Genomic DNA, 25995 nt, shown 5'->3' with positions numbered 1-25995 from the left:
TAATTTTTATTTTGTACAAATGTATTCAAAAATATAGTAGCTTCAAATATTGGATATAAAAAAAGTCCTTCAAAACTGAAGGACTTTTAAGTTTATATCATTTTTAGAATCCGCCTCCGGAATCTCCGAATGTAAATGTGGCAGAAATACCTGCTCTCACTGTAGACAGCGGGAAAGCTGTGGAGATCTTATACTTTGAGGTCATCTGTTCATAGAATACTCTCAGGTTCAGGTTTTCGGAAACGTTATAGTCTGCGGAAAGTTTGATGTTCATCAGTCTTTGTCCTCCTGTTACCTGAGCATCATTCAACAGAATATTCATAATAGAAGTCTTGCTGTCTCTTAATGAAATATCTCCTCTGATGTTAAGGTCACTTCCTTTCCCTCTTGTTCCTCTTCCTCTGATATTGGCTGTTCCCAATCTGAAGTTTCTAACAATATATCCAAGTCTTACTACATATTCTGTATTGGCATCTTCAGTAAGCGTTTGGTTTACCAGTCCCAATACCATCATTCTTGTTTTGTTGTACTGTATCCCGAACTGCATATTGTTTCTCATGGTAACATCTATCCCAATAAGCGGTGAGAAAGATTCTACATATCCTACCTGTGCAAATGTATACGGATTGATCTTGTCACCATCGTTTTTGATTACATTTCCTGCATTATCTACTGTCTGGTAGTATCCATCCGGGTTACCATGATAATCTACATTGCTTTGGATACCTGTTGCTGTATATGTCGCTGTATAACCATGTAAAATATCAAACTTGGTGAACTGTCCACTGATTATAGGAATATTTTTTAATCCTGAATACGTAATTCTCCAGTTTGGTAACGGGAATCCTGCTTTTTTAGGATTGGTCATTGGTGTTGCAGATTTTCCTTCCATAGCTGCTCTAAAGGCTGGGATCAATACATAGGCATTTCCAATACTATAATGCTTCGCAAATCCATTGTTGTCCAATACCGCTCCCGGGCCGCCCAACTGTTGTGAAAGGGCTCTTGCATTTTCTCTGATAGCCTGATAAACTGCCTGTCCATCTTTAAATGATGTGCTAAGAAGTACTGCAGAGTTGGAATAGGTTATCATTTCGCTGGCAAATGTAAAGTCAGGATCTGAAACTCCATTATTAATATAGTTAAATCCTGTATGTGAGAAGTTACTGTTAAAAGTATGCAGCACATTAAGATCAACTCTTAAATCGTTCATCGGCATCATCTGCAAGTCTGCCCTCAATTCTTTGGTGGACATTCTTACATATGGATCTGTCATATAATTGGAACCACTCACCCATCCGTTTTCCATCACTGTTCTTCTGATATCCGCCTGTGATCCTAAAAGGAATCCTAGAGTTGGACCTCCCAGTGTCTGTCCAGATCCATACCAGTTTGGAGCTGATATTAATCCCGGAAGCACTGTTCCATTTGTTTCATTATAACTTACGTTCAACTGTTTGAAAGAAGTAAGGAAGAATGCTGCACTTTGAAGTGGAGTAAGCTTATTTTTAAATTTATATTTCTTATATCTATATCTGTTCTTTTCCCACTGTTTCGTATACACATTGTTCAGAGAGTCCATTTCTTGTCTGCGCTTCTGAAGTTTGGCATTTATATTTTTGAAATAATTAAACTGGCCAAAGAACTTCGGAAGATCTGCTGAAGCTGTTGCCTGAATAACATTGGTATTCTGACCAACAGATCCTAAACTTGCAGTCTGGTTCGTATTAGGATCTACAAATCCAGTTAATGAAGTAGATCTCGCCGCCCAGTTATAGGTAAATCCATATCCTACTTCTGCATCAATGAAATCAAGATAAGGCAGATACTGGAATGGTAGTTTATAGTTCAGCTGTGCTCTGTGGTTATACAATACCGGTCTTCCGGCTCTGAACACATTCCCGAAGATCGATTTGTTATCCATTGAATTTACATCCAGATTGTCATTAAGCGTTCTGGTTGCTGAATTGATTTCCAGTTTTAATGATTTCGTGAAATTGAATCCTAATCCATACTGCCATCCGAAGAAGAAGTTTCTGTTTCTGATCGCATCAAAATTACTATTCATATCCCCATTAAGAATTGCTTCTACATTTCTGAACTCAAGTTCATTGTAGTTTCTGTCGATTTCAGTTCTGAAAGATATTCTCGTAGGAATCGGATTAAAATTGAATTCTTTCACCCATCTTAAATACTTCGTAGACTTTGCCGTATCACTGATCATTTTATTGAAAGGTTTGATTACCCACGGTTTAAATGTGTAGTTATAATCAACATATCCTCTCAGGTATTGTCTGTAATTTCTCTTGGTATAAATATCTCTGAAGTAGTCATCATTATAAACAGCCGTTACCGAAACGTTTTCGATGTCATAAAACTTAGGCTTTTTATTTGGATTTACTCTTTCCTTGTGCATATTCACGACTCCTATACTTCTCTGCTGAGTATAGGTTCTCGCTACTTTTTTCAATTGATCCTTGTTTGGTGCCTTATTGAACTCTACGTCGGTATCCAGAGGATTATATTTTGGATCTTCAATCGTCTGTGAGTAAGAATAGTTTAAAGGAATTTTCACCCCTGTTTTTTCAGGAAGGAATTTATCTACATTGATAGCGGTATTAATACTGAATGCCGATTGAGTAGACTGAGTTCTTTCCGCAGGTTTTGAATCTATATTTCCGAAACCAACAGATGTATAGGATGCATTGGCATTAACTGTTGCCAAATCTCCCATATTAAAATTTAAGCTGGCGTTTCCTGCATATCCTCCGTCATTCTCAATTTCAGAAAGACGGATTTCGTTTACCCATAAAACTCTTGTTATTCCAGCTCCTCCTCTTGCATCAGCATTCCTTACTCCAATCATAATGGTAGTAATGTTTCCTAAGCTTGGTCTTCCTTTGATGTAAATATTCTTGAATGGTTCCTGATAGGTTGGATCCATTGTTCTATTTGTAATAGGAACTCCTGATTTGTCTCTTCTTATTTTAGCATCTACAAAATTCTGAACATCAAGATTGACTTCATTTTCCAACGGCCAGATTTCCATAGGAGCAGTTGCCGTAGTAGGAGTCATGTTTAAAGACGATTCATACTCGTAATAGTTATCAGTAGCATCACTTCCAAAACGGATAAAGAATTTGGTTTTCTCATCCATTCCTATTACTCTGTTCAGAGGATCATGAGCATGTACAAATAGCTTCAACTTTTTGTATCTTCTCATATCCAGTGTAGTATTTTTGAATACTCCCCTTGCTTCTGTTTTAAGATCAGTTACTTTCATGTAAAGTGAAGCTTCATTTTGTCTTTGCGCTCCGGCATTACCACTTAATACCTGTCTGTCAATTCCCGGAGGCAATACATATGGAGGCTGGTTCAGTGCATTTTCTTCAATATTTACACTACCTACTTCAAAATTTGGATCTGTCACAGTACCTACTCCTTCGTCTGAACCTGGGATATTTGTGCTGGCAATGTTACTAGTATACTTTCTCCAGTCTGATCTTACAAGATCCATTGTTCCGAATCTTAAAGTAGAGGTTTGGTCAAATCCAGCAAGCATTAATCTTGCAAATCTTACATTATTTAATACAGATGGATCTGCAGTTCCTTCAGCTTTATCATAATTAGCAACAGGAATTCTGAACAAGTACCATTTCACATCTGCAGACTGCCCGTTCTGGAAGCTTGCTTTTACTGTTTTTACATCTACAATATTGTTTCCTCCCAATGCTAAGCTTGGCTGATCCAGCTTGATCACATACTGATTATAGTTTTCAGTCTGGTCAAGGTTATAATCTTTATTAATATCTTCTGCATCCGGAGTTTGTGAAGCTACATTCAGAGAGTTTGCTTCTGAGTTTCCTTCCGGGTTTCTGAAATATTTGTATCTCTCCACAACTGAAGCGGCCTGGCTTCCGGTAAATTTATCAGAAAGATAGAATACGAAGTCATCCACTGCTGGGTCAGCAATATTGGTTACCGGGTTTACAAAAGTATTTCCGAATCTCATTGCTTCCTGATCAGAAGTAAGACCATCATATCCGGCATCCTGCACTCGTCTGTCATCTCCTTCCGTAGAGAATGCATATAAGATTGGTGGTTGTTTTGGCTGTGTTCCCCAGTTTGAATTCGTAGTAGAAGATGGTGTTCCAGGAGTTGGAAGCCCATTTTCATACTGCATTTTTCCATCCTTCAGAACATCTTCGGAAACGTTTCCTAAGTGAAGTAAAAGTTTTGGATCAGTACCCAATGTTTTACCATCTGCATAGGGATCCATCATCCAGAATTCCACGTATTCAATGTTTGAAGTAACAAAGTTCGGAACACTGATTGATCTCATAATCCCCGCCCATCTGCTTTGTGCCTGTTCTGTAACTGGGTTTACGTTATAAGGTCCTTTTTCTTTAGGGAAATAAGAGATATCAAATGTATTGGTGAAAGTTTGTTCTCCCGCTACGAAATCTCTGTTGTTATAAATCTCGGAATATTGTACTCTTCTGGAAGCGTGGTTGGATACAGACTGCGGTGTAATTCCTGAAGGTGCTTTCCCTCCAACACCCCAGAATCTAGGGTCAATATTATACCATGTTAATAATCCTCTTCCATATCCGCTTGTTAAGTCATCATTGCCAGGTATTGTGTTAAATGGCGGCAATTTATTTTTTTCGGGTTTTGAAGCTAAGCTCCATGCTGCCGGTTCTTTTAATGATATCTTGGAAGTTGTCTGTTCAAAATCGTCAATATAAGATTGGTTATTGGTTCCCTTATTTAATCCAGGAATCAAATATGCTGCTTCCATCTTAAAGTTTAAGTTAGATGGAGCTTCGGTTTTTACCATTGGAAGTTTATTGGTAAGTCTTGTCAGATAAGGAGCCTGATTATTGTACATCAAGTTGATCCCTGCCATGGTATTATTTACCGCTTCCTGTCCGAAGTTTACTTTTTGGGTAAGTGGAGACTCTGAATAATTGATCACGGTCCCTCCCAAGATAAAATTCTCACTGAATCTTCTTTCTAAATTTAATCCTAAGAATCTTTTTCTTTGGGTATTAAATGTTAATTGATTTTCTAACGAGATATTGATCGCCTGTCCGGACTGTTTTACATTTTCATTAATGATAGTAACGGTCCCAAGCATATAGTCTACGGTATAGTCTACTCCTTCTGTAAGCTGTACTCCGTTTGCGGCAACTTTTACTGATCCCTGAGGAACGTTTACTGCGCCTAACGAAATACCCTGTCCCTGAACTCCTTTATAACGACCTTCCAATGTATATCTCTGTGCAAGGTTACTGGAGAGCGCTTCTTGTTTTTGCTTGGTATAAAGATCCTGGAAAACGTATTGAGGATTAAAAGTTCCTCCTAAAACCTTTTGCATATAGTTACCAAAAGGCTGTACTTTCGTGAAGATTACTCTTCCGGTTTCCGGTCTGATGGTAATCCCGTTGACAAAATCAAAAATACCATCTCCTTTGCTTCCGTCTTTATTATTCTGAATGTCTCCATTCATATTAAGACGATCCCAGTTAAATAATTTCAGTAAGTTCTGATCTTTTACAGGAGTATCCGGAAGATAGTTTACCTTACCTCCCGTTTTTGGGTCTCTGTAATATGCATTAAGAATAAATCCATCTTGTGCTACCTGTCCTGCATCTATTGAATAGATATTCTTCATCATCAGGTCCCACATCGGAGACTGAGTATTCACTTTATTGTTTACTCTCAATACTTTAGTAACCAATACAGGACTTTCTTCAGAAAATTCCCCTACTTTGTATACTTTATTACTTCCGTTAACGGTAAAAGAGTATGAAACTGCTAAAAGCTGCTGATCATTAAGCTTTTGATTTAGTGATATATATCCTAGTTGCGGCTGAAAGGTAAACTCATTACTATTCAGCTTTCTTGCTTTTGTATTGTATATGAACTGTTCTCCATTATCATAGGGAATAGGATCTGCCCCAAGCACTTGTCCCTGAAAAAGAGTACCATAGTTTTTTCCTGCTTCTCTGCTTCCGGCTACTGTGGATACAGCATCATATAAACCATTCAGAGAGTTATCCGGTAAAGTAACTCCGCCAGGACCTTCTCCAAGGTCTCTGATCCCGATTATACTTTTCTGATAAGCCAGGTTACTGTTTCCCTGATCCAATACCCAAACTTCCAATCTGGTAATATTGATCGTTGAGTTGATCTGTGGATAATTAAGTAAGGCATCATCATACTTGTTCAGGAAATAATGTCCTAAAAAGTAGTGCTGGTTTTCCTCATAGTCAATAGCGTTGACTTTAAAGTTATTCATAACACCACCACCCTGTACTACAATATTACGGGCTTCACCCTGTTGTTGGGAAAGGACAACGGTTCCAAATGTTTTTCCTAACTGAAATTCTGTTTTCACCCCGAACAGTGATTGTGAACCACGAATCAAACTGGTTGAAAGCGGCATATTTACGTTACCAAATTCAACTCTTTTGATAATCTTATCTTCTCCTCCTTCGTTGGGTTTATCAACATTTCCAAGACCTTTGCTCTGAAGATCTTTCCAGCTTCCTTTTGCCTGCCAAACAAGGTTCATTCTGTTTTCAAAAGCAAAACCACTCTGGGTATCATAATTAGCCTTTAGCTGAAGGTTTTCTCCTACTTTACCCAATAATCCCAGCTGAATTCTCTGATCAATATCAAAGGTGAAACTTGTCCTGTTTTGTGGCAGGATCATCGGGTTATCTATTTTTTGGTAAAGTCCGGCAAAATCCAGAGATGCATACCCTGAAGGGATGATTTCAATTTTATTACCTCCGAAAATAGTTTCAAAAAGCCTGTTATTAATCAACAATGAAGGGATAAGCCCCTTCTTCCTTGCATCTGATCTGTCTCTTCTGAAAAGAAGGTTATATTTATCAGATTTTTCCTTGTAATAGGCCTTAGTCTGAGTTGCAAGCATATATTCTTTATACTCTTGCGGAGACATTGCTGTAGGAGGACCCGTTATGGTATTTCCAATTTTAGGATACACATAGTACATCCCGGTTTTTATATCGTAATAGGCTTCGTACCTCGTAGGGTCGGCCACTTCATATTGTTTTCGTATAATCGCCGTGTCTTTTTGTACCTGCGCAAAAGTGCTGACAGACATAAACAGGAACGACAGGAACAAAAATATGTTAAGATGCTTACTATTCGCCACCAAATGTTAAATGTTTTTTAAGATTTGTTTAACCAATTCTTCTACCGAGATACTTGGATTTTGTTTTATAATTCTATCCGCAATCTTCTCGCTTGCACGTTTAGGAATCCCTAAAACTTCTAATGCAGATAACGATTCTTCCTTAATTTTATTATCTACCATCACAGAAATGTTCGCGTTTGGATCACTGTATTTCTGTACTTTATCTTTAAGATCTACGATAATTCTTTCAGCAGTTTTTGCACCGATTCCTTTTGCTTTTTGAATCAGCGCGCTGTTTCCGGAAAGTATTGCAGAAGCGATCTCATCAAGGCTTAATGTTGACAGCAGAATCAATGCTGAAACAGCACCCACTCCATTAACGCTTATTAACAGATTGAACATTTCTTTTTCTGAACGTGTGTTAAATCCAAAGAGAAGATGAGCATCTTCGCGGATGATCTGCTGGATAAATAAGAAAGTCTGCTGATTCAAAACCAGCATCTGTGAGGTCATCAAACTGATTCCCACGTAGTAACCAACTCCTTGTACATTGATGACCGCGTAGGTAGGCGTAAGTTCTTGAACGTTACCTTGTAAAGAAAATATCATTATTAATTTTTAAAACTCCCAAATATAGCAATTTAAACTAATTAATGTTTTCATTTAACGTGCGAATGATTTTTAACTTAATTTTCAAATAAGAATTCAATGAATTAACATAAAAGCAAAAGACTCCAAAATATGGAGTCTTTTATTATCTCAACACGGTTTAAAGTGTCATTTTTTAATAAGAAAATCTAATTAGAGGTTAGTGATTACTAATTACGATTTAATTTTTAGATTGATTTCTTTTCTCTCCTTTGAGCATCAAGAACAGCAATCGTAGCAAGGTTTACAATTTCGTCTACGCTTGAACGCATTTGAAGAACGTGTACCGGCTGCTTTAATCCCATTAAGATAGGTCCTATAACCTGCGCTACTTTCATCCCTCTTATAATTTTGTAAGAAAGATTAGCACTTTCCAGGTTAGGGAAGATGAAGGTATTCGCTGGTGTTGTTCCTAATTTTGAGAATGGATAATCGCTCAGGTGATCTGCATTCATTGCAAAATCCGGCTGAATCTCACCATCTACAATCATTTTAGGGTATTTCTCATGAAGGATGCTCACTGCTTTAGCCACTTTCTTGGAAGTTTCAGAAATAGCAGCAAAGTTTTCAAACCCAAGCATCGCAATTCTTGGTTCAATCGCAAAAGATTTTACTGTAAACTCTGCCATTTTAGCAATATTCACAAGATCTTCTGAGGTAGGATTCTGATTGATGGAAGTATCTGCGAAGAAAATAGGTTTCTTTTCAGACAGGATCATCATCATTGCCGCTACTTTATCTACTCCTTTATCTTTTTCAATAACTTCTAAAACAGGACGTAAAACTGAAGTATAGTTTTTAGAGAATCCTACGATAAGACCATCGGTATCACCATGTTTCAGCATAAGAGGTCCGAAATAATCTCTCTGACGCACATATCTCTTCGCTTTGTACTCGTTCATTCCTTTTCTCTGACGAAGTTTCCAAAGGGTTTCTCTGTATTTTTTTCTGTTTTCTTTCTGATCGTCATCACTTGGATCAATGATTGGAACATCCAGCGTAATTCCGTAACGCTCCATCTGCTCCTTGATGTATTTTTTATCTCCCAGAAGACTTGGAAAAGCAATTCCTTCTTCATAAAGGATTTGAGCTGCCTTCAATACGTTATATTCTTCAGCATTTCCAAGGGTGATTCTTTTCGGATTGGATTTAGCACGGCTCTGCATCATTCTTACCAATCTCTCATCTCTTCCCATTCTGTCTAAAAGCTGGTGCTCATATTCTTCAAAATCCGTAATGGTTTTTCTGGCAACACCACTTTCGATCGCTGCTTTCGCTACGGCACTTGATACTTTTGTGATCAGTCTGTTATCGAACGGCTTTGGAATGAAGTAGTCTCTTCCGAACTGCAGGTTCTGAACATTGTATGCTAAAATTACAGCTTCCGGTACCGGTTCTTTTGCTAAATCAGCAATCGCATGTACGGCAGCCAGTTTCATTTCTTCATTAATTCCTGTAGACTGTACATCCAATGCTCCACGGAAGATATAAGGGAATCCTAATACATTGTTTACCTGGTTAGGATAATCACTTCTTCCTGTTGCCAGGATTACATCTTTACGAGTTTCAATAGCAAGATCATAAGCAATTTCAGGATCAGGGTTAGCTAAAGCGAATACGATAGGATTTTCGTTCATGCTCAACAGCATTTCCGGAGTCATTACGTTTCCTTTTGATAATCCGACAAAAACATCAGAGCCTTTTACAGCATCTTCTAATGTTTCAATATCTGTCTGAGCGATGAAATCTAGTTTTTCAGGGGTAAGGTTTTCTCTTTTATGGTTGATAACCCCCTTACTGTCACACATCAGGACATTTTCTTTTTTCAATCCTAATGAGATATAAAGCTTGGTACATGCAATAGCTGCCGCACCTGCTCCATTGACTACCATTTTCACTTTATCAATATCTTTATTCGCAATCTGCAAAGAATTGATCAATGCTGCTGCAGAGATAATTGCAGTTCCGTGCTGGTCATCGTGCATCAAAGGAATATTCAATTCCTCTTTCAGTTTTTGTTCTATATAAAAAGCTTCAGGAGCTTTAATATCTTCCAGGTTAATCCCTCCGAAAGTAGGAGCGATACCTTTTACGATTTCAATAAATTTATCCGGATCTTTTTCATCGATCTCAATATCAAAAACGTTGATATCTGCAAAGATCTTGAACAAAAGTCCTTTCCCTTCCATTACCGGCTTTGAAGCTTCAGCACCGATATCTCCCAGTCCAAGTACGGCAGTACCGTTAGAAATTACTGCTACCAGGTTTCCTTTTCCTGTATAATCATACACAGTTTCAGGCTTATCATGAATTTCCATACAAGGAACAGCTACTCCCGGAGAATAAGCCAATGACAAATCTCTTTGAGAAGAGTGTGGCTTTGATGGAATAACTTCAATTTTTCCTTTGGGTTCTGCTTTATGATAATCCAGCGCGGCCTGGCTGAAGTTCTTTTCGTCACGATTGTTGTTACTTGACATAAAATTTTGTTTTTTGTTAAAGTATATATTTAATGTGGTAATCTACTAAGCTTTCTATTGGTTTCTGCACAACATGTCCCACATTTAAATTAAGTTCTGTAGCTACAGAACGTAGTATATTTTCATAATAATAAGCGATAGATCCGATAAAATTGATTTCAACGTCTTTAGCTTCTTCATAGGGGATTACCTGGTATTCAAAAAAGTTTTTCATTTCTTCAAAAACCATATCCCTGAAATAAGGATGCTCTTTTCTTTCGATCACAAATTTGGTAAAGTCTGCCAAATAAGCATTTGGTCTTGTCGTATGATACATATTTTGCAATGCATCCTCTACGGTAAGCAGATAGTTGGCTTCAAATTCGGCACGAAGGTCTGAAGGTAGTTTTTTCATGAAATATCTGCGCAGCAATTGTTTTCCTATAGCACTGCCACTTCCTTCATCTCCAATAATAAATCCTAATGAAGGTAATTCTATCTTTACATTTTCACCGTCGAAATAACAAGAATTTGATCCTGTGCCAAGAATGCACACGATAGCAGGTTTTCCGCTGTATGCTGCATAGGCTGCAGCCATCAGATCTTCCTTCACAATAAATTCTGCTTTTACAAAAACCTTCTTCAGCTCTTCCTCTATGGTTTCGCAGTTTTTTTTGACACCACATCCGGAACCATAAAAAAAGACTTTGGTAATTGAATTTTTAACCGATACCAGATTGCTATTTTTCTGTATCTCAGGAGCGATAAGTTCTCTGTTGATAAAATTCGGATTGAAACCGATTGTTTCTGTTTTCAGAAAAACTTTCTTAAAGTCATCAAGTATTACCCAATCCGATTTAGTAGAACCACTATCTACAATAGCAACCATATTTTAGATTTTAATTTAAGGGTGCTAAATTATGAATTTATCTTCAATTAGCGTTTATAAACAACCTGGAAGCTGTCTAAAATCATTAATGTTTAATCTGTGTCTTTTTTTCGTTGAACTGCAATAGCCAATCTTCTATTTCATCTTCCAGATAGGAAGTCTGTAATACCATTGCATTGATAAAATCATCAGGCACTGGTTCTCCTTTGGAGTTTTCAAGATTCCACAATTCATCTGACATATTTTCATATTCTGAATACACTCTTTTGAAGCGGGAATTTTCTTTCTCAAGAGCTTCAATATTTTTCTGTTGAAGCTGGAATTTTCTGTATTTGTTTTGACTTTTCATACAAATATTATTAATAATTGGGTCATAAAATGTAGGGGTATATGCTCTTAATCGTGCACTACAAGATAGAAAAAACCATCAACACAAGAAGTTGAAAATGAATTTATTATCAGGTCATTATTACATCATTCTGAATATTAAAATTAGAAATAATTTTAATTAAAAAAAATATTTTAACAACTTTTTTCAGTGTTTAACATATAGTTATAAATTTGCATACTCATATTGTGAAGCTTTGACATTATTGGCATTCTAAAACGGTTATTAACAGCCGGGATACAGTAAAGCCTTTATATTCTGAGATATAAATCATTTCAGTCTTATACAATATGTATTTATATATTTAGTTTTTATATTCATTACATGAAAGAAATACTCTTACGCCAGAAACAGGTTCTGTTCTTCATCATTGCAGGAGGACTGAGTGCGATTGTAGAAATAGGCAGCTTTAAGATTTTCAGTACCTATCTTCCGCATTTCTTTGCAAAAGAAATCAACTTCCATGGTATACATTATCCTTTAAGCAACATTTTTTCTACGAGCTGCGGGATTATTACCAATTATTTCCTGAGTATCTGGTTTGTATTTGAAAGAGGAAAACACTCAAAGAAAAAAGAGTTTGTTTATTTTATGGTGGTTTCTTTCTTTTCAACGTTACTCAGCCTAGGTTTTTTCCAGGTCTTTTACAGTTTCATATTTAAAGATAATATCAATTTATTTTTTTATACCTTGAGCCCGGAAATGATCAGCAAAATTGCAGCAATATTGCTGGTTTCCATTCTGAATTATTCGATAAAAAAGAAAGTAATTTTTAACGGTTAGGCTGTGACAAAAATTTTAAATTATCTCTGGAGATTCTGGCTGTTGCTGTTAGCATTTTTCCTGACAGTTATTATTGGAATTCCTGTCTATATTTTATCCTTTAACAAAAAGCATTATAAATACGGCTATAAACTTGTCAGGATCTGGTGTTTCGGAATGTTTTACGGAATGGGTTTCCGGTATGATCTCATTAAACTTTCGGAACAGGAAAAAGACAAAAGTATTCCTTATGTTTTTATCTCCAATCATACATCCATCATGGATATTATGCTTACCTGCATTATGTTTCCAAACCATCCGATATGTTTTGTAGGGAAGAAAGAACTGGTAAAGATTCCTATTTTCGGAACCATTTATAGAAGGATATGTGTAATGGTAGACAGAACGAGCGCAAAAAGCCGTGCGGATGTATACCGAAGATGTGCTGAAAAGATGGAAGAAGGCAACAGTATTGCCATTTTTCCTGAAGGCGGCGTACCGGACGATACTTCTATAATCCTGGATGACTTTAAGGACGGAGCATTTATACTGTCCTCAAAACATAACTCTCCTATCGCTGTTTATACCTTTATCGGACTCAAGGAAATGTTCCCTTTTGAAAACTCAAAAGGCTATCCTGGAAGAGTAAAGGTGTATTTCAATGGTATCATTGAGCCTACCAATTCGCCAAAAGACTTAAAGGCAGAGGCTTACGAAGAAATAAAAAAAACTTTAATCAGGTATTCCGTTGAAAGGAAATAGTTATATTTGTTTGTGAAATCTATAATAAATATGTCAAATTATTCTAAACAAACCAATTGGGCCCAATTCATTCCATTGGTTACTGTATTCTTCTTTTGGGGATTTGTAGCAGCCAGTAATGATATTCTGATCCCCGTTTTTCAAAAAGCCTTCAATCTATCTCAAACTGAAAGTATGCTGGTACAGATATGCTTTTATGTAGCGTATACTGTAGGTTCTTTAATTTATATGATCATATCAAAGAGTCTGAAACAGGATTTGATCAATAAAATCGGGTATAAAAACGGCCTTATTGTGGGGCTTCTTATTTCAGCAATGGGAACCCTGTTGTTTTACCCGGCTGCCAATATGCATTCTTTCCCTTTAATGATCTCCGGATTATTTATTGTAGGTTTAGGCTTCTCTCTTCAACAGATTGTTGCCAATCCACTTGCTATTGAAGTAGGTCCTACAGAAACAGGATCACAGAGATTGACAATGGCTGGGGGAATCAATAACTTAGGAACTACAATAGGACCGCTTATTGTTGCATTTGCTATTTTTGGTTCTGCAAGCGCAGGCAATACGGAAGCAAGTATAGAAAGTGTAAAAACTCCCTATCTGATATTAGGAGCAGCTTTTGCTCTTGTGGCTTTAATGCTTAAATTCTCTTCTCTTCCTGCTGTAACTCCAACGAATACTGAAAACACAGATGATTCAACTCCGGGTGAGCACAGAAAGTCAGCATTTCAATATCCTCAATTGGTAATGGGAATGATCGCGATCTTCGTGTATGTAGGGGTAGAAGTTTCCACAGCCAGTAATCTTCCGGCTTATATGGAAAAAAACTTAGGCTTTGAAACAAAAGATGTGGCCCCTTACATCTCTTTATACTGGGCATCATTGATGATCGGCCGTTGGACAGGTGCTGTAGAAGCATTTGATGTGAATGCCGGATTCAAAAAAATCTTAAGGTTCTTAGCTCCTTATCTTGCATTTGGTGTATTTTTACTTGTAAATGCTATTGCAAAACATGACCTGTCTCCATTCTATGTATATGGATTCATTATTATTGCCATGATTATTTGTGATATCTTAAGTAAAGGAAACCCGGCAAGAATGCTTTTAATCTTCTCTTTGGCTGGGATTACCGCTTTACTGATAGGAATGTTCACTAAAGGAATGGTATCTGTCTATGCATTTACCAGTGTAGGTCTTTTCTGCTCTACTTTATGGCCATGTATATTCGCATTGGCGATTAACGGGCTTGGAAAACATACCAATCAAGGATCAGGATTACTTATTATGATGATTATGGGTGGAGGTATTGTAAGCATTATACAGGGATATATTGCAGATATTACGAATATTCATTTCAGTTATATCGTAGGGGTTATTTGTTTTGCTTATCTTGCATTCTATGCGATCCGTGTGAGTGGGATTCTAAAAGCCCAGGGCATTGATCTTGATAAAGTATCTAAAGGCAATGGTCATTAATATAACGAAAACAATATATAAAAAGAAAAGGTTTTGGGCAGGTGTATTACTTGCCCAATTTCTTTTGTTTTATGTTTGCTCAAAATCCAGAGTGATGATCTCGTTTTTTGAAAGCTTTTTTGAACTTCAAAAAGGAACCCATCAGGCATTGTTCAGCTGGATTCCATTTTCTACAGGAGACCTTATTTATATCATATTAGGTGCTTTCCTTTTGTATTATTGCATCATGCTATTCAGAAAGCAGCGAAGACATGATTCTATGCTCAGAACTCTGATCATCATCAATATTTTTTATTTTATCTATCAGATCTTTTGGGGAATGCTGTATTTCCAGACTCCTATCATCAAGAAGCTTTCAAGCCAGAAAGAACCTGATGTGGAAAAGGCTAAAAAACTGGCTCTCTCTTACCTTGAAAAATGTAAACTGACCAGGCAATCTGTCCGGGAAGACAGCAAAGGAGTATTTATCATTACAAACCTTAATTCTATACAACAGGAAATTCTGCATCAACAGGCAAAATTACCTTCTTATATTTCAAATAAAAGGGCGACTCAGATTTTGGATATTAAACCCAGTTTATTCAAAAATATAATGAGTTTTACAGGTATTTTGGGATATTACAATCCCTTTACTGCTGAAGCTCAATATAACGCTGAATTACCTTCCACATTTATTCCCTTCACAACGGCGCATGAAAGTTCCCATCAGCTGGGTTTTGCCAGAGAACAGGAGGCTAATTTTGTGGGGTATTTAATAGGTATTCATTCCAGTAATCCTGAGTTGAGATACAGCACTGAGTTTTTCACTTTAAAAAGCCTTTTAAGGTTCATTGTGGAGGAAGATCCGGAGTTCGTCAAGAATGTTCTACATCAATATTCTTCTGCAATGAAAAGAGACCGTATGTATGAGAAGAATTTTGTACTCAGTCATCAGGGCTGGCTGGATGATTTTTTTGGATACGCCAATAATCTCTTCCTGAAAAGCAATCAGCAGGAAGGTTCTGTCACCTATTCTTACTTTATAGATCTTCTCTTAAACTATGAAAAATAAATAAAAAAAAGAATCGTATCAGGCGATACGATTCTAAAAACACAAATGATGAAAAAAAATTTATTACCTTGACTTGTTCCCTCATTCAAGGCGATGTAAAAGTACGACATATTTTATAAATACAAAAACATTTACATCCTTTTTTAAAACTTTATGAAAACTTTATGATTTTTTAAGTTTTTTTGAGTTTACACCACATTCTGACAAATCGCAATCAACACCAGTATTCGATATGAAAAACATCGTTTAAACCCGTACAGCCTATTAAATTACCATAGAATCAAACATTTGTTTAAATAAAAAACATTCGGTTTTTACCCTGTTTTCGTCATTTTAAAAAAAGGAGTTATCCACCGTATTTTATATATATTTCTACTATTTATATCGTAAAAATGTCAAGATTTTGATCAAAAATAATAGCCTTTATTATTCCAATTTATTCCATTGCTTTCCGCATGAAATTGAATGTAAACTATAACCCTGAAAACTTTTAAACAACCGCCTGCGAAACCGCATCTTACGTCTTAAAACCAATTCATTTGAAAAATTTCGTATTCTAAGCCAAAACTCCTGCTTTATCTAATAATACTATGAATAAATTCTACACTAAGCAGCAATAAAATCATATAATTTTATTAGAATATCCTAAATTTGAAACCCATATTTTGTGAAATAAAATATTGAAAGTCAAATCTAATCTACCAATAGCCGTTTATATCTCACTAATAAAAGAAAAAAATTTTTGTATATTTAAAACATCTGTGTATTTTAGATAAAAATATTAACATGATTTTTGACAAACTAATTAACCACCTAAAACTCGATAAACAGGAATTCATTTTCCAGTTCAATTCACATCCCAATTATCCATCTGCATTGGCTTTCAGTGACACGCTTAACTTTATGGGGGTGAAAAATGATGCTTATGAACTAGACAAAGAATATTGGGACGAACTTCCGGAAGAATTTATTGCTATTGTTGAAAATTCATTTTCTCTTGTAAAAAAGTCAGGAAGCAATTATTCAGTATACTCAGAAAAAGCAAAAACCTTCGGTAAAGAAGAACTTTATACCAAATCAACTGATTTTGTACTGTTATTTGAAAAGACCGAAAATGCAGAAAATAAACTGGCCTTCAATTTCAAGCCGGTACTTTATTTAATTTTTGCAGCTGTTCTCGCTTATTCATTTATAAGCCAAACCATTTATGAAGCCTTATTCAATCTTCTCTCTCTGGCTGGAGTATATATTTCACTTGAAATCTTCAATCAGAAATTCGGGAATACATCTACCGTAATCGGAAGTATATGTGGTGGAGGTGCTGCTGCCAGCCAGACAGTCAACTCATGTGATAAAATTATTAAGCAGGATAAGACCAGTATTTTAGGGTTAAAATTTGCAGACTTTTCCCTGATCTATTTTGCAGGACTTACCGTGCTGGGATTATTTTTACCGGCTACAGCTTATATTGTAAAAGGATTCACCTTTGTTTCTATCCTTGCAATAGGGTATTCTCTATACATTCAGGCTTTTGTAGAAAAAACGTTTTGTAGAGTATGTCTTTTGATTATTTCAATACTTGCAGCACAAATAGTAGTAAGCAGTTTATTTTTCGAGAATATGTCTTTCAGTGTGGGAACACTTTTATTGACGGTCATTTTATGGGCTCTGGTATTCTCTGCCGTTATTTATTTCAATACTCTTCTTGAACAAAAAGAAGCGCTACAAAAATCTAATGCGAAAAACCTTAGATTCAAAAGAAATTATGAGCTGTTCAAAAACCAGATGGAGCAGAATCCAAAAATCGAATTCCAGAATACCGAAACTTTTGCTGTCGGAAAAAGAGATGCGAAACTTCGTATTTCTATTGTATCCAATCCATATTGCGGTTTCTGTAAGGATGCTCATAAATTGGCAGAAGGCCTTTTGGAAAAATACCCTGATACGATCTCTTTACAGATGAGATTCAATTACAGTCCCGAAAGAGCTCCTGAAAAATACACACAGCTTATTTCAGACTTAACTCATATCTACCATAACAAGCCTGAAAAAGAGTTCCTACATGCTGTAGAAGAATGGTTTGAAACTAAGGACGAAAGTAAAATCAATGCTCTTTCCGGAGGAAATGTAACATCGGAAAACCTGAATCCACTAGTAGAGATGTCTACCGAAAACAGTAACGCAGGATTAAACTTCACCCCGATTTTTATCATCAACGGATATCAATTCCCTGACAAGTATGATCGTGAAGATATTTTATTCTTTATTGATGAATTAATAGAAGATGATGAGATTTAGTAAATAAATATCATTCATCTGAAAATTTCACTATCTTAGGAAAAACAAAAATAACATCTGATAAGATGTAAAAGAGCAGAAAAACAGTGACAAATGGGACTATTTCCGGTTTACCATTTCATTGAATTATAATTGAATTAAAGTAAATGTCGTCACCCGCTGACGGCATTTTATAATGAGTAGTAGTTTTGAAAAAAAAGTTTCCTTTTTATAAGCAACCAGATACCAAAGACTGCGGTCCTACATGTCTCAGGATCGTAAGTAAGTATTATGGTAAAAGTATATCTCTGCAGCAGATTCGCAGCCTTTCCGAAACAACACGTGAAGGAAGCAGCCTTCTTGGGCTAAGCGATGCGGCAGAAAACCTCGGATTCCGGTCTATGGGAGTCCAGATAGATTTCAATACCCTTACAGAAGAGGTTTCTTTTCCTTGTATAGCACACTGGAATAAAAACCATTTTGTGGTTGTATACAAGATTGACAAAAATAATAAAGTATATATTTCAGATCCCAGTTATGGACTTATTACGTATACAAGAGAAGAGTTTATCAAATCCTGGATCGGAGAAAATGCAAACGAAAATACAGAAGAAGGAATTGTTCTGATTCTTGAAACAACACCAGCATTTTTTCAGACAGAATTTGATGCTGAAGAAAGTAAAGCTAGCTTTACGTTTCTTTCCAAGTATCTCCTTAAATATAAAAGACTTGTAATCCAGCTGGCCATAGGGCTTCTGGGAGGAAGTTTATTATCCCTGATATTCCCGTTTCTTACCCAAAGTATTGTAGACGTTGGAATCCAGAACCAGGATATTAATTTTATCTATGTCGTTTTACTTGCACAGATTATGCTATTTCTTGGAAGAATGGGAATTGAAACCATACGAAGCTGGATTCTTCTCCATCTTTCGGCGAGAATTAATATTTCCATCATCTCCGATTTCTTTATCAAGCTTATGAGACTTCCAATAAGTTTCTTTGATACGAGAATGACCGGAGATATCATGCAGCGAATAAATGACCACCACAGAATCGAGCAGCTGCTTACAAGTTCATCGTTAAACACTCTCTTCTCACTGGTAAACCTTATCATCTTCAGTATTGTTTTACTGTTTTATGATTACAGATTATTCATTGTTTACCTTGTTGGAGCGATATTGTATATTGGCTGGATCAGTTTCTTCCTGAAAAAGAGAAAGGAACTTGATTACAAAAGGTTCTCTCAGGTCTCTCAGGAACAAAGTAAAGTGATTGAGCTTATCAACGGTATGCAGGAGATTAAAATGCATAATGCAGAAAAACAGAAACGATGGGACTGGGAATTTCTTCAGGTAAAACTGTTTAAAATCAGAATAAAATCACTTTCATTAGAACAATGGCAGTCTGTTGGAGGAAATTTTATCAACCAGATGAAAGATATACTGGTAAGTTTCCTTTCTGCAAAGCTGGTTTTGAGCGGAAATCTTACTTTAGGGATGATGCTTTCTGTACAATATATTATCGGACAGTTGAACAGCCCTCTTCTTCAGCTTATCGACTTTATCAAGCAGACTCAGGATGCTAAGATTTCCCTTGAAAGATTAGGGGAAATTCATGATAAAGATGATGAGGAGGATAAAAATGAGCAGTATGTTACAGATGTTCCAAAGAAAGACATCGAGATCAAAGATATGTCATTCCGTTATATTGGTTCTGATGTTCCGGTTTTTGAAAATTTAAGTCTTACGATCCCTTATCAGCAGACTACAGCTATTGTGGGAGCCAGTGGAAGTGGAAAAACAACCCTGTTGAAGCTGTTAATGAAGTTTTATGATCCTGACCAGGGTGAAATCAGAATCGGAAGCACCAATATGAAGAATATCTCCCCAAGATACTGGAGAGATCATTGCGGAGTGGTAATGCAGGAAGGCTATGTATTCAACGATACTATTGCCAATAACATTGCTGTAGGTGAAGATCATATTGACAAACAAAAACTGAGACGTGCTGTAGAAATAGCCAATATCAAGGAATTCATTGAAAGCCTTCCGTTAAGTTACAATACGAAAATAGGAAATGAAGGTGTTGGGGTCAGCGGCGGTCAGAAACAGAGACTCTTCATTGCAAGAGCTGTTTACAAATCTCCTGAATATATCTTGTTTGATGAAGCAACATCAGCATTGGATGCCAATAATGAGAAAGTAATTATGGAAAACCTTGAGCAGTTTTTCAAAGGGAAAACAGCAGTGGTTATTGCCCACAGACTTTCCACGGTAAGACATGCGGATAAAATCATTGTACTGGATCAGGGGAAAGTTGTGGAAGAAGGCAGCCATGCAGATCTTGTAGATTTGAGGGGAGAATATTACAGACTTGTAAGAAACCAGCTTGAATTAGGAAGCTAGCCAAAATATAGCGGAACCGAAAAGCTTATAGAGTAGGAAAAACAAAAACTAATTTTAATCATGAAAAATCTAAAAAAACTTTCGAGAAAAGAACTGACATTTGTCAGCGGAGGTGTAGTTATTCCGGACAACAATTGCTGTGGTTCCTGGTGTCTTGGCAGCTGGATGCCATGCCATCTCCATCACATTGCATGTCCACCGGATGCTGATACTTCACCACCATCGTGGTATGACGGGAATTGCCCATTTGGTTAAATTATATTCCCCCTGAAATATTGGGGGAAATTTTATCTTAGAAAAATGAAAGAAGACGTTTTAGACAATATTGAACTCCGCTCAGAAAGCGTACAGGATATTCTTACCCAGCCCCCGCATTGGATGATACGCTGGGGAAATACTGTTATATTTATTATTCTCCTGCTGATTCTCTTGATGAGTTACATCATAAAATATCCGGAATTTGTACCGGCTCCTATTATTGTAACTTCGCAGAATCCTCCAGAGAAGATTGAAGCAAGGACAAGTTCCAAAATTGAAAAAATATTCATAAAAGACCATCAGCAAGTTAAAAAGAATGATGTTCTGATGGTAATGCAGTCAGCAGCCAACTATAAGGATATTTTAGAGTTGAAAAAACTGGTAGATTCCATTACTCCTGATAATTTATATAGCTTCCCTCTTGCTCAGGCTTCAAGGTTCAAGTTGGGAGAATTACAGGGTGAATACAATAGTTTTGCAAAAGCATTTCAGGATGAAGCCCTTTTTACAAGATTACAGCCTTATGCTCCGGAAAACCTGGCAGCCAATCAGAGTATTTCTGAATACCGCATACGAATTGCTACCTTAAAACAACAGAAAAACCTGGAATCAATAAAATATGATCTGACTAAGAAAAACTTCAACAGGTCTCAGGAACTTTTCAATCAAGGAGTTATTTCTGCTATGGAACTTGAAAATGAAAAGATCAAATATCTTCAGGCCCAGCAAAATCTTGAAAATCTTAAAATCTCCATATCACAAATGGATGAAGGGGTTTCCAATCTTAATAAAACTAAAAGCGGAACGGCCATTAACACAGAAAAAGACAGAATTACATACTCTTCACAAACTTTACAGCTTCTTGAGCAACTGAGAAAATCATTGAAACAATGGGAACTGAATTATCTTGTTATATCATCTACAGATGGTGTTGCCAGTTTCCAGCAGTTTTTTGGTGAAAATCAGTTTGTAAAATCGGGTGAACCTATTCTTTCTATTCTTCCTAAAAATAAAGAGCAGTTGGTAGGCAGAATGTCTGTTCCTACCGTAAACTCAGGAAAGATCATTCCGGGCGAAAAAGTATTGATTAAACTAGATAACTATCGATTCCAGGAATATGGTATCATCGAAGGAAAAGTACAGAATATCTCTCTTATTCCTGATGATAAAGGAAATTATTATGTAGATGTTATTTTGCCAAAAGGATTAAAAACAAGTTACAACAAAACGCTTACATTCGATAAAGAACTTAGGGGCAGTGCAGAGATCGTAACACAAGATCTTCGATTGATTGAAAGATTCTTCTATCAAATCAGAAAGCTGCTTGGATATCAGGTCTGATAAAGAACTTAGATAAAAAAATAAAAGCCGTTTTGCAGATTGTAAAACGGCTTTTTTTATTATAGTACTTCAGATTAGCTCCATTTAAAGTAATGTACATAAAATCCAAAGTAGTATAGTTCATTCATTACGGGCTTTATTCTGCGAAGGGAGGTTTCGATCGTACATCAATAGATCAATCAAAAAAAGCCGGTAAGAAAGCGAATACAGGGAAAACAATGATCTCCTGTTTTAAAACATTCCAATAAAAGAATATGATAAGATCGAAAACTGGATAGTTCCCTTAATTTTCTATTGAAAGACGATAATTTTAAAAAATGAAAAAATTGGGGAGAAATAAAAAGATAAATTTGCAGTTATTCTAAAAAATAAAACCGCAATCATTGATTTAATGATTGCGGTTTTTTGTAGCGAAGACGGGAATTGAACCCGTGACCTCAGGGTTATGAATCCTGCGCTCTAACCAACTGAGCTACCTCGCCTTTTTGGTGGTGCAAATATAGAAAATATTTCTTTACCTCCAAAATTATTTTAACTTAAAATATTCCAAAACATCACCAACATGATCTGGTTTGTTGATAATCTTATTGTTAGCATCTAAAATAAAATACGTCGGAGTTGCATGAATATTGTACATATCCGTGTAACTGCTGTTCCACCCTCTCAATTCGGAGTCATTCACCCAAGGAAATGCAGCAATCTTTTTAGTATAAGAATTTTTGTCAACATCTAAAGAAAACCCTACAACCTGAATATTTTTTGATTTCAGATCATTATATTTTTCCAGAAGTTTCGGAAGTTCACTTTCGCAGTGTGAGCATGTGGATGACCAAAACACAATAACCTTTTTATCAGCCTTTATATCATATAATGACTTCGCAGTAGTATTTACTGGTGCCTGGAACTTATAGTTAGGGAAAGCAGCTCCCATTTCAATGTTGGCATTCGATTTCAGTGTAGATGCAAGTCTGTCAGTGATGGTACACTTAAGATTTTTGGCAAGTGACAAATATTTGCTCTTGTACTCATCCATCTCATACACATCAAAAATATCGATCAGTTCTGATAAAACAGTCTGCCCTCTTGGAGTTTCCACTTTTAATCGGTCTAAGAGTTTATCAACAGAAGCAGCAACATTGGTATTTCCTCCGGAGTTCAGATAAGATACTAACACTGGTCTTAGTAATGAGGAAGTCTCCAGCATATCATTTGACTTGTCCAGAAAGTTGATTATTTCCTCCTGATCTACTTTTTTGGTGGCATCTTGTGAAGGGGAAATAAATTTACTGTAATTCGTGTTATAATAGGTAATAAATGGATGTTGAGCGGCATCAATAGAGCTGGAAGTACCGGAAAGTCTGTCGATCTCTGTTTTCAGTGCTTTTCCAAAGTCTGTATTATCTTTATAATATTCTTTAATCTGTGCTAAAGCCGGCAAAATAAGCTCTTTCTTTTGTGAGCCTTCCTGCTGCTTACTCATCAGGTTGTTCGCTTCATCTAGATAGGTAACATCTTTAACTTTATTATTCTGGATATCCAGTTTAACATTGACATTTTTATTTTCTGAAATAAAGCTTACTGTATTATTAGAGCCCGGGAAATAGACTTTCATCATTCCCATATAACTGCTTGGGTATTTAAAAGTCCATGTACTATTCTTACTTTGTTCTTTGGTAACAATAATATCTTTCGAACCGTTTAATGTATATAGAATAGCGTCCTGATCTTTAAAGTCTGCCGGAGTTTGAATGGTAACTGTAAATTGAGCCTGCAGAGCAAATGCAGCCAAAACCGCAGATAGCGTATAAATCTTTTTCATAGAGTAAAAATAAAAAAACTCTCTGATTAATCAGAGAGTTTAATATTATTTTAATAAAATTTTATGCTTTTACGCTTTTGTACTTTTTTGTAAAGTAAACAATAAATACAATTGCTACAATACCAAGTATATATACGTACATATCAATAGGCGCTGGTGCTCCGGTACCATTTCCTCCATTTCCACTTCCTGTTGGAGCTGGTTGTGGTTGTGGTGGGGCTGCATTTGCTAAAGTTATAGCAAAAAGAAAAAGAGCTAATACTAGTTTATTAATAGTTTTCATGTGGTTTATTTTAAGATTTTAGTGTTAACAGTTTCTCCCTTATCAGAAACGATTTTTACAACATATGAATTTTTAACTGAGCCATCAAGCTCGATTACAAAATCTCTGGATGCATCAACCGCTTTTTTAGAGATTACTAGTTTACCGCTCATATCATAAACTTGAATATCTGCTTTTTTCCATTTTGGATCAAATCTTACAATGTAATTTGTAATAGATGGATCATACACTACAAGTGTTCTTGATGCAGTAGTATTGTTTTTATCTACTGCTAAAGTAATATTACTTGGTTCTCCATAATACAAATTAGCTTCTTCATTTGTCACCGCTATAACATCTCCTTGTTTAGCTTCTATTAAGTTTCCGTTTTCGGCTTTATAATAGAACCCAAGTCCTGAAGATAACTGGTGTGCACCAGCTGGGATTAGCACTGCATTTTCTCTGATCTCGAATTTATAAGATTTCACCTGATCCAGATAGTAGTTAACTAACTTAACATTTTTCCCCTGGAAGTTACTCTCATTAGCTTCGTTAATATATAACCAATAGTTAGTATAATTATTATCATACCCACCATTCAATGATTCTTCAAAAGTACCGATGATATTTTTACCCGCTGAAGACTGAACTGAAGTTGCGGCAGAAATCTGGTGCCCTGTTGTTAATGATGGAGAAACAACATAGTATGTTCTGGAAAGTTCTTTTCCATTAGCATCAAGACCGATTACACCAAGCTGTTTTACAGTATTGGTTATATTCTTGCCAGTGCCAGCCATTCTAGCTGCTGTTACATCATAATTGATACCTGCTGTTCTTGCAGTAGATTTGAATCTTCTCAGTGTATTAAAATTTAAAGTCTGAGCCGTATTGTCTCTTAACTTTATTTTAAATGACTGCATAGGTTTGATTACAAGTAAATCTACGTCACCAATAGCTGGAGCTACTCCGTCACCTGTAGGTAAGAAAGTAACTACCTTAGCAGATGTAGCATAAGTAGAACCACTTGGAAGAGTCACAATTGTACCTGGGTCATATTCAATACCCCAGATATTTTTCACAGCATTTCCATCAGATCCTGTAACACTTTCAGTATATCCAATGTTAGCTAAATCTAAATTGGTAAGGAAAGGGTTTCCGAATTGGTAAAAATTTTGGCCGAATGTTCCAGACCATGCATTCGTAGTAAACTCAAAACTATCATCAAGATAAGTATTGTACTTCTCATTGTATTGGTTTAGAGCGTTACCGTTAGTTCCGAACACAACATTAGAGGCTCCCACATTAGACTTCCCTGCGTTCTGTAATGTTACAGCACCCGCATATGGCGCATATGGTTTCCCGTTAATATTGAATACGGTTCCTGATGCAGGAGCGCTTGGATTCCAGTCATTATTTTTAACCTTTAGCATATAATAACCTGAAGCATCCCAAGTAGTTGAGGTAGGAGCTAGATTCAACGTGGTAATAGAAACAGCATTCGCATTATCCCACTTAAGAATTGGATTGTCATATCTTCCGGTATTGAAAGTTTTACCAACTTCAGTAGATAATGAATTGTAAGCTTTACCAGAGAAAGGCAAAGCAACTTGCTGGAAATAATTACCTGTACCGTTACTTGTAGTTCTGTATTCTTTGGTAACAATACCTGAAATGTTGGATTGGGATAATCCGTCAATGTACAGCTGACCATACGTGGAAGTAGCAAAAGAAGCAGGAGTATTAAGTCTTAAGATGATATTTCCACCGTCAGTCTTATCAGCACCGCCAGCATCAATTGTCTTAAAACTATCCGTAGCAGATCCTACAACCATGATATTTCCATGTACGTCCAAAAGACCATTACCTTTTGTCTGTACACCTCCACCGCTATAAACTAGGGTGCCTTCGCTCACATACATATTAGCATTAGTGTCAACATGACATAGTATCTGCGCCTGAACAGAGTAACTAATTGCTAAAAGACCTATAGCAAATAAACTTTTTCTCATTGTATAAATTATTTGTGT

Annotated in this window: 16 protein-coding genes and 1 tRNA gene; 8 read left to right on the top strand and 9 right to left on the bottom strand. The window is 36.3% G+C overall.

Annotation, left to right across the window (positions count from 1 at the left end):
* Positions 1-103: 103 nt before the first annotated feature.
* From sprA to CHRYMOREF3P_RS17285, 5 genes are all read right to left on the bottom strand, one after another.
* Positions 104-7138, bottom strand: coding sequence for a cell surface protein SprA (sprA, locus tag CHRYMOREF3P_RS17305; protein ID WP_077413702.1), 7035 nt, complete (start codon positions 7136-7138; stop codon positions 104-106).
* 57 nt (positions 7139-7195) lie between these two features.
* Positions 7196-7780, bottom strand: a complete 585-nt coding sequence (gene ruvA / locus CHRYMOREF3P_RS17300; protein WP_180565117.1) for a Holliday junction branch migration protein RuvA — start codon at positions 7778-7780, stop codon at positions 7196-7198.
* A gap of 227 nt (positions 7781-8007) precedes the next feature.
* On the bottom strand, positions 8008-10299 hold the full coding sequence (locus CHRYMOREF3P_RS17295) for an NADP-dependent malic enzyme (RefSeq protein WP_077413704.1): 2292 nt from the start codon (positions 10297-10299) through the stop codon (positions 8008-8010).
* Between the two features lie 16 nt (positions 10300-10315).
* Complete coding sequence (locus tag CHRYMOREF3P_RS17290; protein ID WP_180565116.1) at positions 10316-11167, bottom strand: BadF/BadG/BcrA/BcrD ATPase family protein; 852 nt, start codon at positions 11165-11167, stop codon at positions 10316-10318.
* 85 nt (positions 11168-11252) lie between these two features.
* A complete protein-coding gene (locus tag CHRYMOREF3P_RS17285; protein ID WP_047373857.1) occupies positions 11253-11516 on the bottom strand; it encodes a hypothetical protein in 264 nt (87 codons plus the stop codon).
* A gap of 363 nt (positions 11517-11879) precedes the next feature.
* Here CHRYMOREF3P_RS17285 and CHRYMOREF3P_RS17280 point away from each other — a divergent pair, with 363 nt between their 5' ends.
* From CHRYMOREF3P_RS17280 to CHRYMOREF3P_RS17245, 8 genes are all read left to right on the top strand, one after another.
* Positions 11880-12338 carry a GtrA family protein gene (locus CHRYMOREF3P_RS17280; protein ID WP_077413706.1) on the top strand — a complete coding sequence of 153 codons (459 nt, stop codon included), beginning with the start codon at positions 11880-11882 and terminating at the stop codon, positions 12336-12338.
* 3 nt (positions 12339-12341) lie between these two features.
* Positions 12342-13079, top strand: coding sequence for a lysophospholipid acyltransferase family protein (locus tag CHRYMOREF3P_RS17275; protein WP_077413707.1), 738 nt, complete (start codon positions 12342-12344; stop codon positions 13077-13079).
* Between the two features lie 30 nt (positions 13080-13109).
* Positions 13110-14555 (top strand): MFS transporter, encoded by a 1446-nt coding sequence (locus CHRYMOREF3P_RS17270; RefSeq protein WP_077413708.1) that lies wholly within the window; start codon positions 13110-13112, stop codon positions 14553-14555.
* A 94-nt stretch (positions 14556-14649) separates the two neighbouring features.
* On the top strand, positions 14650-15606 hold the full coding sequence (locus CHRYMOREF3P_RS17265; RefSeq protein WP_317043592.1) for a DUF3810 domain-containing protein: 957 nt from the start codon (positions 14650-14652) through the stop codon (positions 15604-15606).
* A 786-nt stretch (positions 15607-16392) separates the two neighbouring features.
* On the top strand, positions 16393-17904 hold the full coding sequence (locus tag CHRYMOREF3P_RS17260; RefSeq protein WP_077413710.1) for a thioredoxin domain-containing protein: 1512 nt from the start codon (positions 16393-16395) through the stop codon (positions 17902-17904).
* A gap of 188 nt (positions 17905-18092) precedes the next feature.
* On the top strand, positions 18093-20288 hold the full coding sequence (locus tag CHRYMOREF3P_RS17255) for a peptidase domain-containing ABC transporter (RefSeq protein WP_077413711.1): 2196 nt from the start codon (positions 18093-18095) through the stop codon (positions 20286-20288).
* Positions 20289-20348: 60 nt separating this feature from the next.
* Positions 20349-20543 carry a hypothetical protein gene (locus CHRYMOREF3P_RS17250; protein ID WP_180565115.1) on the top strand — a complete coding sequence of 65 codons (195 nt, stop codon included), beginning with the start codon at positions 20349-20351 and terminating at the stop codon, positions 20541-20543.
* Positions 20544-20588: 45 nt separating this feature from the next.
* The gene (locus CHRYMOREF3P_RS17245) at positions 20589-21887 is read left to right on the top strand and encodes an HlyD family secretion protein (RefSeq protein ID WP_077413712.1); all 1299 of its coding nucleotides are present in this window, start codon (positions 20589-20591) and stop codon (positions 21885-21887) included.
* 408 nt (positions 21888-22295) lie between these two features.
* Here the strand turns inward: CHRYMOREF3P_RS17245 and CHRYMOREF3P_RS17240 are convergent.
* The 4 genes from CHRYMOREF3P_RS17240 to CHRYMOREF3P_RS17225 all read right to left on the bottom strand — a co-directional run bounded on the left by CHRYMOREF3P_RS17240 (position 22296) and on the right by CHRYMOREF3P_RS17225 (position 25977).
* Positions 22296-22369, bottom strand: a tRNA-Met gene (locus CHRYMOREF3P_RS17240).
* Positions 22370-22413: 44 nt separating this feature from the next.
* Complete coding sequence (locus CHRYMOREF3P_RS17235) at positions 22414-23706, bottom strand: TlpA family protein disulfide reductase (protein WP_077413713.1); 1293 nt, start codon at positions 23704-23706, stop codon at positions 22414-22416.
* Between the two features lie 61 nt (positions 23707-23767).
* A complete protein-coding gene (locus CHRYMOREF3P_RS17230) occupies positions 23768-23989 on the bottom strand; it encodes a hypothetical protein (RefSeq protein ID WP_047383050.1) in 222 nt (73 codons plus the stop codon).
* Between the two features lie 5 nt (positions 23990-23994).
* Complete coding sequence (locus tag CHRYMOREF3P_RS17225; protein WP_077413715.1) at positions 23995-25977, bottom strand: T9SS type A sorting domain-containing protein; 1983 nt, start codon at positions 25975-25977, stop codon at positions 23995-23997.
* Positions 25978-25995 lie beyond the last annotated feature (18 nt).

Source organism: Chryseobacterium sp. JV274 (assembly GCF_903969135.1).
In the GTDB taxonomy this organism is placed as follows: Bacteria; Bacteroidota; Bacteroidia; order Flavobacteriales; family Weeksellaceae; genus Chryseobacterium.
The sequence above is the reverse complement of the archived record's forward strand: the minus strand, read 5'-3'. Positions and strand labels throughout refer to the sequence as shown.